The sequence below is a fragment of the Chryseobacterium sp. Mn2064 genome, from assembly GCF_049319685.1.
GTDB lineage: Bacteria > Bacteroidota > Bacteroidia > Flavobacteriales > Weeksellaceae > Chryseobacterium.
In genome coordinates, this window is record NZ_JBMOUE010000002.1 from 312,107 (window position 1) to 327,619 (window position 15,513).

14 protein-coding genes are annotated in these 15,513 nt (G+C 35.7%); 8 read left to right on the forward strand and 6 right to left on the reverse strand.

The features are described from left to right. Nucleotides 1-19: 19 nt before the first annotated feature. Nucleotides 20-2,083 carry a DNA topoisomerase gene (locus ACL9RH_RS08465; protein WP_422692925.1) on the forward strand — a complete coding sequence of 688 codons (2,064 nt, stop codon included), beginning with the start codon at nt 20-22 and terminating at the stop codon, nt 2,081-2,083. Nucleotides 2,084-2,123: 40 nt separating this feature from the next. On the opposite strand, the gene ACL9RH_RS08470 is transcribed toward ACL9RH_RS08465, so the two are convergent. The 3 genes from ACL9RH_RS08470 to mobC all read right to left on the reverse strand — a co-directional run bounded on the left by ACL9RH_RS08470 (nt 2,124) and on the right by mobC (nt 5,926). Beyond that, on the reverse strand, nt 2,124-2,711 hold the full coding sequence (locus ACL9RH_RS08470) for a hypothetical protein (RefSeq protein ID WP_422692926.1): 588 nt from the start codon (nt 2,709-2,711) through the stop codon (nt 2,124-2,126). Then, a complete protein-coding gene (locus tag ACL9RH_RS08475) occupies nt 2,701-3,834 on the reverse strand; it encodes a helix-turn-helix domain-containing protein (RefSeq protein WP_422692927.1) in 1,134 nt (377 codons plus the stop codon). The genes ACL9RH_RS08470 and ACL9RH_RS08475 overlap by 11 nt, the downstream gene beginning before the upstream one ends. A 94-nt stretch (nt 3,835-3,928) precedes the next feature. After that, nucleotides 3,929-5,926 (reverse strand): conjugal transfer protein MobC, encoded by a 1,998-nt coding sequence (gene mobC, locus ACL9RH_RS08480; protein WP_422692928.1) that lies wholly within the window; start codon nt 5,924-5,926, stop codon nt 3,929-3,931. 179 nt (nt 5,927-6,105) lie between these two features. Here mobC and ACL9RH_RS08485 point away from each other — a divergent pair, with 179 nt between their 5' ends. Further along, complete coding sequence (locus ACL9RH_RS08485) at nt 6,106-7,113, forward strand: PDDEXK nuclease domain-containing protein (protein WP_422692929.1); 1,008 nt, start codon at nt 6,106-6,108, stop codon at nt 7,111-7,113. Between the two features lie 18 nt (nt 7,114-7,131). Here ACL9RH_RS08485 and mobB read toward each other — a convergent pair whose 3' ends face one another. Further along, entirely contained in the window at nt 7,132-8,415 is a 1,284-nt protein-coding gene (gene mobB, locus ACL9RH_RS08490; protein WP_422692930.1) for a conjugal transfer protein MobB, read from the reverse strand. 7 nt (nt 8,416-8,422) lie between these two features. Continuing rightward, nucleotides 8,423-8,854, reverse strand: coding sequence for a conjugal transfer protein MobA (gene mobA, locus ACL9RH_RS08495; RefSeq protein WP_422692931.1), 432 nt, complete (start codon nt 8,852-8,854; stop codon nt 8,423-8,425). 608 nt (nt 8,855-9,462) lie between these two features. On the opposite strand from mobA, the gene ACL9RH_RS08500 reads away from it, so the two are divergent. The 3 genes from ACL9RH_RS08500 to ACL9RH_RS08510 are packed head-to-tail and all read left to right on the forward strand — an operon-like array spanning nt 9,463 to nt 11,274. Beyond that, entirely contained in the window at nt 9,463-10,230 is a 768-nt protein-coding gene (locus ACL9RH_RS08500; protein ID WP_422692932.1) for a ParA family protein, read from the forward strand. Between the two features lie 10 nt (nt 10,231-10,240). Next, nucleotides 10,241-10,639 carry a DUF3408 domain-containing protein gene (locus ACL9RH_RS08505; RefSeq protein ID WP_422692933.1) on the forward strand — a complete coding sequence of 133 codons (399 nt, stop codon included), beginning with the start codon at nt 10,241-10,243 and terminating at the stop codon, nt 10,637-10,639. A 2-nt stretch (nt 10,640-10,641) separates the two neighbouring features. Further along, a complete protein-coding gene (locus ACL9RH_RS08510) occupies nt 10,642-11,274 on the forward strand; it encodes a conjugal transfer protein TraD (protein ID WP_422692934.1) in 633 nt (210 codons plus the stop codon). Nucleotides 11,275-11,299: 25 nt separating this feature from the next. Here ACL9RH_RS08510 and ACL9RH_RS08515 read toward each other — a convergent pair whose 3' ends face one another. Then, nucleotides 11,300-12,166 (reverse strand): DUF4238 domain-containing protein, encoded by an 867-nt coding sequence (locus tag ACL9RH_RS08515; RefSeq protein ID WP_422692935.1) that lies wholly within the window; start codon nt 12,164-12,166, stop codon nt 11,300-11,302. A 166-nt stretch (nt 12,167-12,332) separates the two neighbouring features. On the opposite strand from ACL9RH_RS08515, the gene ACL9RH_RS08520 reads away from it, so the two are divergent. From ACL9RH_RS08520 to ACL9RH_RS08530, 3 genes are read left to right on the forward strand one after another with little or no spacing between them, the layout of a single operon-like run. Beyond that, nucleotides 12,333-12,638, forward strand: a complete 306-nt coding sequence (locus ACL9RH_RS08520) for a DUF4134 domain-containing protein (protein WP_422692936.1) — start codon at nt 12,333-12,335, stop codon at nt 12,636-12,638. 11 nt (nt 12,639-12,649) lie between these two features. Then, on the forward strand, nt 12,650-12,982 hold the full coding sequence (locus ACL9RH_RS08525; RefSeq protein WP_422692937.1) for a DUF4133 domain-containing protein: 333 nt from the start codon (nt 12,650-12,652) through the stop codon (nt 12,980-12,982). Continuing rightward, nucleotides 12,979-15,489 carry a TraG family conjugative transposon ATPase gene (locus ACL9RH_RS08530; protein WP_422692938.1) on the forward strand — a complete coding sequence of 837 codons (2,511 nt, stop codon included), beginning with the start codon at nt 12,979-12,981 and terminating at the stop codon, nt 15,487-15,489. Before ACL9RH_RS08525 ends, ACL9RH_RS08530 begins: the two co-directional genes overlap by 4 nt. Nucleotides 15,490-15,513 lie beyond the last annotated feature (24 nt).

Genomic DNA, 15,513 nt, shown 5'->3' on the forward strand with positions numbered 1-15,513 from the left:
AACTTTAATAACGATCGATATGAAAGTAATATTAGCAGAAAAACCCAGTGTCGCCAGAGAAATAGCGATAGTCTTGGGAGCGACTGAAAAGAAAGATGGATATATAACAGGTAATGGCTATGCCGTTACCTGGTCTTTTGGTCATTTACTCGCATTGGCGATGCCTGAAGATTATGGTATTTCAAACTTTAACAAACAGGCATTGCCTATTTTACCCGAACCATTCAGATTAACCATCAGAAAAGTAAAAAAGGGCAAGCAGTTTATCGTGGACCCAGGAGCATCCAAACAATTGAAAATCATTGAAAAGTTATTCGCTGCATGTGACCTTATTATTGTCGCTACAGATGCAGGAAGAGAAGGAGAACTTATCTTCAGATATATCTATGAATATCTCAATTGCAAAAAAACATTTGAAAGACTCTGGATCAGTTCTTTAACAGAAAAAGCCATTAAAAATGGTTTTCAAAATTTAAAGCCCGGAGGTCAGTATGATGGCTTATTTCATGCGGGTCAATGCAGAAGCAGAGCTGACTGGTTATTAGGGATTAATACCACTCAGGCATTGACTATAGCTGCAGGTAGCGGATTATATTCCTTAGGTAGGGTTCAGACTCCGGCATTGGGTTTAATCTGCAAACGTTATCAGGAACACAAAAACTTCATCAGTCAGAAATACTGGCAGATTGAGTTATGGCATCAAAAAGAATATATTGAATTCAAGAGTCTTGGAAAACTAAAATTCACAGAAAGAAAACAAGCTGAAGATATTGTAAAAGCATTGGAAAGAAACCCGACAACAGCAACCATTACTTCCATTGAAGTAAAGACATTAAAAGAGCAGCCTCCTCTCCTTTTTGATTTGACAGGTCTGCAAAAAGAAGCAAACAAGAGGTTAAATTTCAGTGCAGAGGAGACGCTGAATATTGCTCAGAGTCTCTATGAGAATAAATTTATTACCTATCCCCGAACGGGAAGTCAATACATCCCGGAAGATCTATGGCCGGAAATACCTGATCTCATCAGAATTCTTCAGGAAAAAGAGCTTTATAAAAATGCAGCAGGTTCACTTCCTTGGGGAAACTTCAGCAAAAGAATTGTCAATGATGTGAAAGTTACCGATCATCATGGACTGCTCACTACTGAAAAAATTCCTTCAGCACTTACGGCAAAAGAGAATGCTATTTATGAACTGATCGCTTTTCGATTACTGGAGGTTGTTTCACAGCCTTGTATCAAAGAAATTACAGATATTGGTTTACAGGTGCTTCATCTTGATTTTGCAGCTCAGGGATGTAAAATCCTGCAAAGAGGTTGGCGTAATATAGCCGGTATTTCTTCAGATGATTTTGAGACGATTGAGGAGTTGCCTGAGATCAGGGAAGGTACAGAACTTAAAATTAAAGATATTACGATCCTCGAAAAGAAAACCCAGGCTCCAAGACTTTATACTGAAGGAAGCCTATTGTCTACAATGGAAAATGCGGGTAGAGATATCGAAGAAACGGAACAGCGGAAAATATTAAAAAATATAGGCATTGGAACACCTGCAACACGAGCATCTATTATTGAGACATTGATTCATAGGGATTATATCAAAAGAGAAAAAAAATCACTTATCCCAACGGATAAAGGTCTACAAGTATATGATCTGGTAAAAGATAAAAAAATAGCCGATGTTTCCTTGACTGCAGAATGGGAATTAGAAATACAGCGTATCGAAAATAATGAATCCAAGGCAGCTGAATTTCAAAAGCAAATCGAAACTTATACGACATCTGTCACTAAAGAATTACTGCAGATCCACATTGAACAGCCTCATCTCCCCAATATTATATGTCCAAAATGTAAAACGCAGTATTTGGTTATTCATGATCATATTGTAAAGTGCCGTGATATTCGTTGCAGTTGGTTGCAGTTTAGAAATATCTGCGGTATCCAAATCTCAGTATATGATATCGAAAGCCTTGTTAACACAGGTAGAACTTCATTAATAAAGGGAATGAAAAGTAAGTCAGGAAAAACTTTTAACGCCCACATTACACTGAATGACAAGGGTGAAAGCTCATTTGAATTTAAATAAAAAGATGATTTTAAAAGACTTATATTTTTATATAAGTCTTTTAAAATTTTCGTTCCATAAGATGAATTTGCAGACTATGCTCATACACTTCTTTGAAAAAATTGCTAAGATTTCCCCAACTGCCCTTTAAGGTTGATGTATGTTCATTGATAAGAGTACTATAATCTGTATCTAAAAGATATCTTTTATAAAAACAATATCCTACAAGATGAGGAGTTGTTTGTACATTCTCTTTACCCAAAACGTCTATACCTAGTTTTCTAGCTTTTTTATCGTCGGTTAAAAAAGCCTGTCGTGTCTTTTGTGCAAAAACAATAGCTGACAACTCACCTTTCCCTAATTTTTTGCGATTATTGAGAATCTCGATATCTTGTAAATCATCAATTGTAATACTATGAGTTGTAAATTTTTGTTTAGATATTTCCCTCTCTAATTTGTTTATATATTCAAGATTGAATCCACTTGTCCTCTTCTTATAAAGACATTCATAAGCTACATATTCAGTCATAATAAAAAAGCACCCAGCTGTCATAGAAGCTTGATAAATTGTTGGTGACAATAGAATATTCCAAACAGAACAAGAGTCAATTACATTGTGAAATTTCAGTTGTGTTATATCAGAATTCATAGATTAGTTTCAAATTAAATAAGGCCAAAAAGTCGGTTAACTCATCTTCATTAATTAATAACATCTCAGCTAAACGGCTTTGCGAGATAAAGGACAGAGAATATGCCTCATGACATGCTCTGACATAGGAAGTTGATAATCCTTTTTTAAGAACCTGAGACTTAGAATATGCGATTTTTTCTGAAAGTCCTTTTAATTCAGGATCTTCTTTTAAATGATGAGGCAGTTTCAAATTTTTAAATTTTTCAAACTGATTCTCATTGATGATATTTAATGATTTCAAACGATAGAGTAAAGCAATTATGCTAACTCTAAACTGCTTTGCAAGATTAAATATAATTTCATCAGTCCATATTTCTACTTTTAAATTTTTTATTGATAAACTGGGCATCAAAAATGCAGCAGCAAAACGATTAGCCCTAATTTCCTTTATATCTTTATTATCCTTTGTAAAAGATACATTATATTCGTTATTAGTGTCAAAGATAGAATGTGCAACTTCATGCGCAATAGTAAAATTCTGCCGATATAAATCTTCAGAATAATTAATAAGGACACATTTTCCTGCTACAGGATGCTGTATAAAAATCCCCAATAAATTAGAATTCATCAGTTCTCTTCTAAAAATATGTAATCCCATATTTCGAAAATCGTCGAAAATGTTCTGTAATAGTTCGTTATTTTTATATCCAAGAAATTCTCTTACATCACCAGCAATTATTTCTGCCTCGTTATAAACATTAGTTCTTTTAAATGGCAGGTTATATGGCTTATTCTTTTTATCAAGTAATTCCCAAACATCTGCCTCACATTCACATAAATAAAGAAACTCTTGAACCCTACGACGATCTTCTTTTGAAAATTCATTACCAAATTGACGATAAAGACTGTCTGCATTTTCTGATGCTGACGATTGCTGATTACTTATAAAATACTTATAATCCTCCTTGAAAAAATCCGCTAATATTAGAATTTCATCTCCTTTTGGTTCTAGTTTTCCATCTTCAAAACGTACTAATCGATTTTGATCAATACCAGTACTATCAGAAACCTCCCGAATAGAATACTCTAATCTTAATCTACAGGAAGTTAATTTTTTTCCTAAAAGTCCAAGATCGAACATAACTTTGAAATATGTTATTATTTCAGTAAATATAATATTTTCAGAATACTTACCAAAAATCAACAGGTAGTTATAATTGTTAAACAATAAAAAATTAATCAATGATCTTGAGATGGGCGAGTTCAGGATCATTTTTAATGCGTTCAATCTCTTTTTCCAGTATTTCGAGAACTTCCAATTTAATATTTTTATAATTCATATCTATCTCTTGCTTCATTATGTCACCTCCTTTTTCATCAACAAAAGACCGTATATTTGGAATAGAATGATAATTCCGGGTTTCTTCAGCTACTTTTTCATTATCCACTACTATTTCTGCATGAAACATTTTCTGTTCAATTCTTTCATCAAAATTATCAGATACAGCCCCTACAAACATTCCCTGACTTAACGTTGAAATTTTGGAAGCCGGTATCAGACTATCCAGTTGAGTGGATATAGAAGTGGACGTATCATTTCTGTTGATGGTCATACTTTGTCTTTTCTGCAGGACTTTTCCAAAACGTTCCGAAAGATTTTTAGCAGTATCTCCCACGACCTGACCACTGAATATGTTCCCCACTGTATTCTGAATCACTTTACTTTCTTTATCCCCATAATCTCTTGTCAACTGGGAGAAATCCTGAAACCCCAGACAAACTGCTACTTTATTACTTCTTGCAGTTGCAATAAGATTATCCAATCCCCGGAAATAAATCGTAGGCAATTCATCAATAATCACTGAACTTTTTAATTGTCCTTTTTTATTGATGAGTTTTACGATTCTGGAATTATAGAGTCCCAGTGCTGCTGAATAGATATTCTGCCGATCCGGGTTATTCCCTACACACAATATTTTCGGTTCTTTCGGATTGTTGATATCCAATGAAAAATCATCTCCTGTCATGACCCAATATAGCTGAGGAGATATCATTCGCGATAAAGGAATCTTAGCAGAGGCGATCTGCCCCTGGAGTTGGTCTTGTGCTCCACCTTGCCATGCATCCATGAAAGGGGAAAGATAATTCTCAAGATCAGTATAAGAAGTTAGGATCGTGAAAACATCAGAGTATTTTTTATTGAGTAGTTCAATGGCATGAGGAAAAGTGCAGTATTTACCATTTTCATATATTTTCAGAAACCAAATAATAGCAGCTAAAAGAATAATGGGAGATTCAACGAAGAAGTCCCCTTGCTTTTGAATCCAGGTTCTGTTTAAATTGAGCATGATGGTATAGGCTGCTTCATAGGCATCTGAAATATCCGTCATAAAATCAGGATTTAAAGGATTACACCGATGGCTTTTTCGGGGATCATCAAAATTGATAACATAAAACTTCGGTTTTACTTTGTATTTATCCTGATGCTTCAATACATGATTATAAGCAATTGTTGAAAGATCATCAAACTTAAAATCATAGATATACATGGAGAAACCTTTCTCTATTTGCTGTTTGATATAATTATTGACAATAGCATATGATTTTCCTGATCCAGGAGTTCCCAATACAATGGTTGCTCTGAATGGATTGACAATATTGATCCAACCCTGATTCCATTTTCCTTTGTAATAGAATTTAGTGGGAAGATTCACAGAGTATTCATTTTCCATCAATTGGGTTTCCTGCATAAAACTTTCATTCTCATTATTGAATACATCATCCATCAGATTATGTTTTAGCAAACGACTCATCCATATCCCTGATACCATTAGGAGAATATATCCTACTAACATTGAAAGCATATATAAAAGAATGCCTGTCCCACCCCATTTCAGCAAAATAGTATTCAAGAAAAACAGCACAGTTCCGACTGCCATGAAGCCGATAATCCGAGTCCAGGTTATCTTCTCGTCTTTTACTCCTTTTGTTCCCAGGCAGCTTAAAGAGAGTAATACAATGGTAAAAAATTTTGTATAGAGACTGTGAGAAAACAAGCCTGCCGTTCTTTGGAAATTCAGCAGTATTCTGTTAATGATTTCCAATGTCCATCCTTTTTCATGAAAAAAGGGATAACAATACCAGTAATAATGCATCAGTACCATTAAAATACTGACGGCGCGCATAAAAGCCATAATTTTAGCTAAGCCCCGTAGATCATCTTCACCCTGCATATCATTTATTTTTAGAGTTAGGATGATCAATTTATCGGGTAACAGAAGTCTGCTTGCTACACTGGCAGTGTCAGGCGTTATAAGGAAGGGTTTGGCACAGTGCTGAAACTTATTTTCTCATGAATCATAGCAGTTGTTGACCAAAGAATTTTTTACATTTGTCTTATAACAAAATATCAATGAAACCTGTACAATCAAAATACACTGAATTACTGGACAGTATCGGATCCGCTATTGAGGTTGCAAGACAAAATGCGGTCAAGGCAGTTAATACTGAGCTGGTGAAAGCCAACTGGGAAATTGGCAGGCATATCGTGGAATACGAGCAGCATGGTGAGGAACGTGCAGAATACGGAAGTAACTTACTGGCAACACTTTCCAAAGATCTGAGGCAGCGTTACGGCAAAGGATTTGGCAGGCGTAATATTTTAGATATGCGCAGATTTTATCTGACTTATCAGAAATGGCAGGCAGTGCCTGCCAAATTAAGCTGGACTCATCTGGTTACTTTGCTCGGTATTTCTGATGATACGGCAAGGAAGTTCTATGAAAAACAGGCCGTGCTGGAAAATTGGGGCTATCGCGAACTGGAAAGGCAGATCAACTCTTCCCTTTTTGAAAGACTGGCATTGAGCAAGGATAAAAAGGGTGTACTGCAACTGGCGGAAAAAGGTCATATCGTGACCGATTCTACTGAGGCTATAAAAGATCCGTATGTCCTGGACTTTCTTAAATTACCTCAAAGTCATCGTGTTACCGAAAAAGCATTGGAACAGAAGATTATTGACAATCTGCAGATGTTTCTTTTAGAACTGGGAAAGGGTTTTACATTTGTAGGAAGACAGTATAAAATATCACTTCGTAACAGGCATTTTTATATTGATCTCGTATTCTATCATCGTATCTTAAAATGTTTTGTGCTTATTGACTTAAAAATAAAACAAGTCGAACACAATGATATAGGACAAATGAATTTATACCTGAACTATTTTAAATCTGAAGAAAATGTAGTAGATGATAATGAGCCTATAGGCATTATCCTTTCTGCGGAAAAAGATGAAGTATTAGTGGAATATGCAACAGGTGGTATTTCTAATAAAATATTTGTTTCCAAATACCAGTTATACTTACCTGACAAAAAGGAATTACAACAAAAAATACAAGCCATTATGCAAAAAGAAGGTTAAGGGTAAGCAATCATCAGACTATCTTTTTCTTCTTTTTTTCCGCTTCCGCATTTGCTGTGAAAAAACCTGTTCTTCACAGTCCTCTCCCTGCACTGTTGGTAACAGTCCGGGAAATGAATCCATTAATCCAATATCATGTAAATCATTATTGTTATCATTTAAAAACTCAAATAGAGGATGTAGCTGACGAGGTAAAATTTGATTTGTTGGGAGTGATTCCGTTTCTGCCTGCTTTTCATTAGAGGGTCTTTTTAAATACTCCTGATCCTTCCATAAATCATTAAAAACAACAGCGGAATATTCTTTTCCCAAATTTGAACCATTCCATACTGTTTTGGAATTGTGATCGATAAATGTCATTCCATAAATACGTCCGGCTTCATTTCTACGGATTACCGTATTAATACCCACAGACTTTAATTTCTCAACAAAATCTTTTTCATGAATACTCACTTTGAGTGCATTGTCAACCCAACCCTTTATTTCAGTTTTATTCGATTGAAGAATAGATTTTTTACTTTTTAAAAAGTGAGATTCCACTGCAGGTAAGAGTGCAGCTTTTCCAATCCTTGAAGCTTTTAATGGATTTCCAATTTTATTTTTGTTTTTATCCAATACAAAATACACCAAACCTCGCTGTGGTTTTCCATGCAATTCACCTTCAATTTTTTCAACTGCTATATTGAAAAGTGAAAGCAGCGCATTGTACTCTCCAAGTGTTTTAAAGGAATACACATCAGCTATATTCCTGATGACAGAGGCGATCTGATGTTTAATATTTCCGGTCTGATAATTAACTGGTTTGAAAACCAGGTTATTTTTCTCATTCTGTCCTTCTGCAGCTGGCCATAAATTATAGGTATTTTCGAGTTGTCTGCATATATTCATCGACCGCCTTTTCTCAAATCGATCTGATAGTTTCCTGCCATTTTCATCAACGCATACAGACACAATATGAATATGGGTACGGTTGATATCAGTATGTTTAAAAACCATGTAAGGCTGTTCACCGTACCCCATTCCATTCATATACTCTTCTGCCATCTTCACAAAATCCTTATCACTGACCTTATCATTCGGATCTGGATTAAGCGATATATGTAAAGTATGTTTTTCCGTCTTTTGATTGGCAACCAGATAAGGATCGAAAGATCTCATGAGTTGGGGTATAGTATATTTCCTATCTGTGGATTCCACCATTTTATTCATCAACAAAATTTGTCCTTGTCCCTTTTCCACCTTATGATGATTATAGGCTAAGGCACCATATAGATTACTGCTTCTGCCAATTTTTGCAATCATTGAACCATCATTTTTCTATATTCTCGTTAGTAAATTCATTAGCCAATTCGATAATTTTCCGGCATAACACTGAAAGTTCAGCAGTGTGTCTCTCCAATTGATACAGAAATGCTGCTGCTTTTTTTTCGGTAAAATGAGTATATAATAACTTAACTACCTGATTGTAATTCACTCCCACTGCTCTAAACTGGGAATAAAAGGAAGTCAGCCTCATGTAAAAATCAACAGTACCTTTATCAATTTTTACTGTTTTTATTTCTTTTGAAAACAATACGGAAGTTATAAATTTAGCTTTATTATCTATTCCAGAGGCTTCAAATAAAGACAGAAATTTGCTGTTGTCTTCATCATCCAGCCGAAAAACATAACGGTGATTACAAGGGTTTATCTTTGGTTTTCGCCCACCTTTACTTCTCTTATTATTTTTCTGATCATTCATAGATATCCATTTAAAGTTTATAAACCTCGACTTCGGAGAGTGTTTCAAAGCTCCCGGCAGGGCAAGTTGTTTTGAGGCACAAAAAACAGTTATGAGGCACTCAAAACACAACTTGCCGTGTTCAGGTGAACACTCTATTTATCGTATTACAAAAAACTATTGTAACAAGCGATCAACATCTTTCAGATGTTGTAATAAACACCAACTCTTCTTAAAATTGTATACAACAAGGTAAACAGAAACAACCGGATATCTGCAATAATCCCCCCTTCCAATAACTGCCAAATAACACCAGCAATTACCTGAAGATCCGTACTGGTTTTGAAGACTCTTTTCTTTACAGAAAAATTTAAAGTTGATGATGAAACGGGTAAATCATAAAAATGTAAAGTTTTAAAACTATAAAAGCGCAAAAGCAGAAAAGCAGTTACAGATATTCAAAAAAAGGTATTCTCTCAACAAAGCAGTTGCAGATATGCCCTGTAAAAATGATGTAAATGTACACATCTTTAGATTTTTAAGATAATACAGGAGTACCCCTACATATAAATCAACTTATACAGATTCTTACCATTCAACATTATAAAACAACAATAAATACATGCATCATGAAAGCAACAAAAAAAACTTTAAAAGTAAGTTTCTCCACTCAAAAAGGAGGTGTGGGAAAATCGACGATTACCATATTACTTGCCAGCGTATTACATTACCGCCTGGGATACAATGTTTTGGTCATGGATTGTGATTTTCCACAATACAGTCTAAGCAATATGAGGGAACGTGATAAAAAAGCAATTATGCTTAATGAGTACCATAAGAAAGCTGCTATGAAACAATTCCAACTGATCAATAAGAAAGCATATCCGATTATACGCTGTAAGGCAGAAAATGCAATAGAAGAATCTACCCGATACATTAAACAAACTACTGTAGTTCCAGATATTATCTTTTACGATCTGCCTGGTACCGCCAATACCAAAGGGGTTCTGACGACTTTGAAATCAATGGATTTTATTTTTGCTCCCATGACTGCTGACCGTTTGGTTGTAGAAAGTACGTTAGGATTTACCAAAGCTTTTATGGCTCTTCCTTCCGGTGAGCATGATCTTCAGGAACAAGCGCTGTGGCTATTCTGGAATCAGATTGATGGTCGGGAAAAGACAGGGTTATACGAAATCTACGAAAAAGCAATTGCGACTCTTCAGATGAATATAATGGATACGCGAATCATGGATAGCAAACGATTTCGTAAGGAATCCGATCATATCGGAAACAGTATTTTCAGATCAACACTGTTACCAGCAGACTATCCGCTTTTAAAAGCAACAAGAATGGATCTGTTTGTTGAAGAATTTCAAAGAATCACAAATCTGTAAAACCCGAAAGATGGCTACAAACAATGATAACAACGATTTAGAGAAGACTACCGTTGATGAAGAGTATTTAATGCAGGTCATCAGTGGTGAACAAACGGCTCTTGACGAACAAAATCATACAACCAAACAAGATGTTCAAAAGTCCAAAGAAAAAGCAAAAACCAATTCTTTTAAAAAGCTGAACTATGAAGAGACCTTTTTAACCAATCGCTTTCCTTCAGGACGGAATGGTAAGGTGGTCTACATACGCCCAGAGTATCACGAAAGATTATTGCGGATTGTACAACTTACCAGAGAAGAAAGGACAACTCTCTATTCCTATATTGACAATATTCTGGAACAGCATTTTCTGGAATATGGAAACGAGATTACGGAGTACTTTAACAATCACTTTAAACCCATTTTATAACTATGGAAACTATCATCAGTATTTGTCTTCTGATCATAATTCTGCTATTACTCCATGACAAAATTATCCGAAAACAATCTCATACTCACAAAACTGAAGACCACGCAAATAATAAAAACCAACCCAATATTATGGGTGAAGCAAAAACTTCACTCCATTCTATGACAATGACTTCCTCTGAAAGACAAGAAAATGAACTTGGTTTTGATCCCTCTAATTTAGACATAGAATATGATATCAGCGAAAATATCAGTCTATTAAATCCGCAGGAAGAGCCGGAATATGGTTCTAATAATGAACCTGATTTTATTGAAGAGGAAGAAGAATGGAAAAAGTATAGAATAATCGGTGAGGATAACAGTTTAGCCCAAGGGGTTACCTTTGAAGAACTAAGCTCTGTGGAGATGTTTGTGAAACAAAATAGTTTTACCGCATCTCAAAAGGAAACAGCAGCAGCGATCGTTCAGAAAACTTATGGAACCGAATTATATACCTTACTTGAGAATTCTATGGAAAATGATTCCCATAAAATAGCATTACTATTAGATAATTCTTTTAACAATGAAGGAATATCCGGTTCTTCCGATATGCGGAAAAGCGATCTCAATGATTTTGAAATAGGGAAATTCATTTGAAGTTCCCTATTTCTTTATGACAGTACTAAATTATTTCATCAAAAACAGCTCTTTGTAAAAGATGAGGTTCACCTTTTTCTGCCACTATTCTATACAATTTTTCCATTTTTTCTAATTGTTCACGACTTTTACAAGCAACATATTTTTGTGATAAATGAAAAATATTCAAATCTTTCCAAATATAGAATAGCTCACTTTTTATTTCTTTTTTCGCATCTTTTTTACAAACCAAAGTCGCACTGTCACTCAATGGAAATATAAAGTTTCCCATAGTCTTATAGTTCAAATTGTCTTCTTCAATAATAGGACAATCCCCTATCAGAGAGGGAAACTTATCATAAAAAGTGATAAAGCAATTCTTATGAATCTCATCTAAACTTTCTTCATTTGAAATGGGCTGTATTGACAGAAGAATTCGTTTTGTTTCCTGAATTATCTCTTTATTATTTAAATTTTTTATAACTTCTTGTGTTATTTTCTTACTTGAATCCATTGGACGTATCGCTAAGCCCAATTGTTCGATAGGAATATCTTTGACAAGATTTCTAGCAATTTCATCAACTTTGGGAACTCTCCACTTTGTTAAATTAGCCAAATAAATCATCCATGTAAGTTCTCTACCACTCATCTGCTGATTTTTTAAAATTTTTGCTAAATTTTTAGACAGTAAAGTATCTACTTCTTCATACATCCTTTCGATATTATCCCCCTTACTCCCATTTATATCAAAAAGATTCCTGCCATCTTCAAAGAAAATAGCTTTAGGACTTTGCATCTTACTGATAATTCTTTTGGATTCTTTGTTATATACCCACAACATATTGTTTTCATCACTAAAATTCTTACTCAGGAATTTGGGTATGTAGTGATGTCTCTTTGATTGTTCTTTCATGGTTAAGTACTATTTTTTGAAAGTACTCAAAATATTCTTTATAAAGTATTATAGAGCCAAACAATTCCTGAAAACACCAAATTCCCAGGTGGCGCTCCCATACCAAACACCTTTGTCTCAGAACCCGTAAAGCACGGGTTTTCATAATCATAAAAACCTATTCATTATGAAAAGACAAAGAAAAAAAATCATGTTCACAGCATTTCTTACGCTTATTGGTCTGGGTATTAATGCCCAGGGAAACGGTTCTGCAGGAATCACTGAGGCTACGCAGATGGTCACCTCCTATTTTGATCCTGCAACGAAACTGATCTACGCCATCGGTGCGGTAGTCGGCTTGATTGGCGGAGTCAAAGTTTACAACAAGTTCAGCAGTGGAGATCCTGATACCAGTAAAACTGCCGCCAGTTGGTTTGGAGCCTGTATCTTTTTAATAGTAGCAGCGACTATCCTGCGTTCATTCTTCCTTTAAAATCATTGATGATGAATACCTATTATATCAACAAGGGAATAGGAAGAACGGTTGAGTTCAAAGGATTGAAAGCACAGTACCTGTTCATTTTTGCAGGAGGATTATTAGGAATACTCGTATTCATCATGATCATGTACATGGCTGGTGTCAATACCTATATCTGCTTACTTCTTGGAGGAACTACTTCTGGTCTTCTCATTTGGAAGACCTTTTCTCTTAACAGAAAGTATGGAGAACATGGATTAATGAAATTGGGAGCAAAAAAGAAGCACCCTCAATATATCATCAGCAGAAAGTCAATCTATAGGTATCTTAAATCGAACGTCAAAAATGCAGCATCATGAGAAATCAATCCAAAGTGGCAACGCTGGAAAGCAGATTTCCACTGCTGGCTGTCGAAGAGAACTGCATTATTTCAAAAGATGCTGATGTTACGGTTTGTTTCAAGGTACGGCTTCCGGAACTGTTTACGGTAGCGTCAGCTGAGTATGAAGCTATCCATTCGGCTTGGTTCAAAGCCATAAAGACTTTACCTGATTACAGTATTGTTCATAAACAGGACTGGTTTATCAAAGAGAATTATCGTCCTGATTTATCCAATAACGATCAAAGCTTTTTATCAAAGTCTTTTGAGAGACACTTTAATGAAAGACCTTTCCTTAATCATTATTGTTATCTCTTTATTACTAAGACTGCGAAGGAAAGAATGAGGATGCAGAGTAATTTCTCATCACTTTGCAAAGGAGTCTTGATTCCAAAAGAAATCAGGGATAAGGAAGTGATCAGCAGATTCATGGAAGCGGTTGATCAGTTTGAAAGGATTATGAATGACAGTGGAAATGTTTTCCTTGAAAAAATGACCGCTGATGAAATTACGGGAACAGCAAAACAATCGGGATTGTTAGAACAGTATCTGACTCTGTCGAGAGAAATTAATCCACCTCTCCAAGACCTCAACTTAGGAGCAGAAGAATTGCGTATTGGTAACAACCGCATCAGCATGCACACTCTTTCGGATACGGATGATCTTCCGGGTACAGTTTCTTCGCACAGCAGATACGAAAAGTTAAGCACCGACAGAAGTGACTGCTTGCTCTCATTTGCATCTCCGGTTGGGCTGCTACTCAGCTGCAATCACATCTACAATCAATATCTGTTTATTGATAACAGTGATGACAATCTGAACAAGTTTGAAAAATCCGCTAGAAATATGCATTCACTGGCAAGGTACAGCAGAGCCAATCAGATCAATAAGGAATGGATTGAGAAATACCTCAACGAAGCTCATTCTTTTGGATTACAATCCATCCGTGCTCATTTTAATGTCATGTGTTGGTCTGATAATGCTGCTGAGCTTAAACAGCTAAAAAATGATACCGGAAGTGCCTTGGCATTGATGGAATGTAAACCCCGTCACAACACAACAGATACTGCAACATTGTACTGGGCAGGAATTCCCGGGAATGCAGGAGATTTTCCGAGTGAGGAAAGCTTCTATACGTTTATTGAACCTTCTTTGTGTTTTTTCACTGAGGAAACCAATTACCAGAATTCACCCTCCCCATTTGGGATCAAAATGGCGGATAGACTGACGGGAAAGCCTATCCACCTGGATATTTCGGATCTGCCGATGAAGCAGGGAATCATCACCAATCGAAATAAGTTCATTTTGGGACCTTCTGGAAGTGGGAAGTCTTTCTTCACGAACCATATGGTGAGGCAGTATTATGAACAGGGAGCCCATGTTCTGTTAGTTGATACCGGAAATTCCTATCAGGGGTTGTGTGAACTGATAAAAGATAAAACAAAAGGTGAAGACGGGGTTTACTTTACTTATACAGAAGATAATCCGATAGCCTTCAATCCATTCTATACTGATGATGGAGTTTTTGATATAGAAAAACGGGAAAGTATAAAAACTTTAATTCTTACACTATGGAAAAGAGATGATGAACCACCTACCCGATCTGAAGAGGTTGCCTTGTCTAATGCTGTAAGCGGATATATTGAAAAGATCAAAAACCATGATCAGCATCCCTCTTTCAATGGATTCTACGAATATGTCAAAGAAGATTACCAGAAAGTGCTGGAGCATAAAAAGGTCAGGGAAAAGGATTTTGACATTGCTAATTTTCTCAATGTTTTGGAACCTTATTACAAAGGCGGAGAATATGATTATTTACTGAATTCAGAAAAGCAATTAGATCTTCTTTCAAAACGATTTATCGTTTTTGAGATTGACGCCATTAAAGATCATAAGATTCTGTTTCCAATTGTGACGATCATCATTATGGAGGTTTTTATCAACAAAATGCGAAGACTGAAAGGAATTCGAAAGCTTATCCTGATCGAAGAGGCCTGGAAGGCGATTGCTAAAGAAGGAATGGCTGAGTATATCAAATATCTCTTCAAAACTGTAAGAAAATTCTTTGGAGAAGCCATTGTCGTTACACAAGAGGTGGATGACATCATTCAGTCTCCCATTGTTAAGGAAAGCATCATCAACAATTCAGACTGCAAGATCCTATTGGATCAGCGAAAATACATGAACAAGTTTGATGACATTCAGGCTATGCTGGGTCTTACAGACAAAGAAAAAGCACAGGTTCTTTCCATCAATATGAATAATGATTCTAAAAGGCTTTATAAGGAGGTCTGGATTGGATTGGGAGGAACACACTCTGCAGTATATGCCACTGAAGTTTCCACAGAGGAATATCTGGCCTATACCACAGAAGAAACAGAGAAAATGGAAGTCATACAATTGGCTTCTGAACTTGATGGTAATGTAGAGCATGCCATCAAGAGGATTTCCCTTAGGAGAATCAAATCGAATACAAAAGAAACTTAAATCATTTAAATTTTACAACAATGA

Coding starts and splice junctions, on each gene's coding strand:
- ACL9RH_RS08515 (WP_422692935.1), bottom strand. CDS start 12,166: ATGAAAGAACAATCAAAGAGACATCACTACATACCCAAATTCCTGAGT.
- ACL9RH_RS08470 (WP_422692926.1), bottom strand. CDS start 2,711: ATGAATTCTGATATAACACAACTGAAATTTCACAATGTAATTGACTCT.
- mobC (WP_422692928.1), bottom strand. CDS start 5,926: ATGCAGGGTGAAGATGATCTACGGGGCTTAGCTAAAATTATGGCTTTT.
- ACL9RH_RS08520 (WP_422692936.1), top strand. CDS start 12,333: ATGAAAAGACAAAGAAAAAAAATCATGTTCACAGCATTTCTTACGCTT.
- ACL9RH_RS08510 (WP_422692934.1), top strand. CDS start 10,642: ATGGAAACTATCATCAGTATTTGTCTTCTGATCATAATTCTGCTATTA.
- ACL9RH_RS08525 (WP_422692937.1), top strand. CDS start 12,650: ATGAATACCTATTATATCAACAAGGGAATAGGAAGAACGGTTGAGTTC.
- mobA (WP_422692931.1), bottom strand. CDS start 8,854: ATGAATGATCAGAAAAATAATAAGAGAAGTAAAGGTGGGCGAAAACCA.
- mobB (WP_422692930.1), bottom strand. CDS start 8,415: ATGATTGCAAAAATTGGCAGAAGCAGTAATCTATATGGTGCCTTAGCC.
- ACL9RH_RS08465 (WP_422692925.1), top strand. CDS start 20: ATGAAAGTAATATTAGCAGAAAAACCCAGTGTCGCCAGAGAAATAGCG.
- ACL9RH_RS08530 (WP_422692938.1), top strand. CDS start 12,979: ATGAGAAATCAATCCAAAGTGGCAACGCTGGAAAGCAGATTTCCACTG.
- ACL9RH_RS08500 (WP_422692932.1), top strand. CDS start 9,463: ATGAAAGCAACAAAAAAAACTTTAAAAGTAAGTTTCTCCACTCAAAAA.
- ACL9RH_RS08505 (WP_422692933.1), top strand. CDS start 10,241: ATGGCTACAAACAATGATAACAACGATTTAGAGAAGACTACCGTTGAT.
- ACL9RH_RS08485 (WP_422692929.1), top strand. CDS start 6,106: ATGAAACCTGTACAATCAAAATACACTGAATTACTGGACAGTATCGGA.
- ACL9RH_RS08475 (WP_422692927.1), bottom strand. CDS start 3,834: ATGTTCGATCTTGGACTTTTAGGAAAAAAATTAACTTCCTGTAGATTA.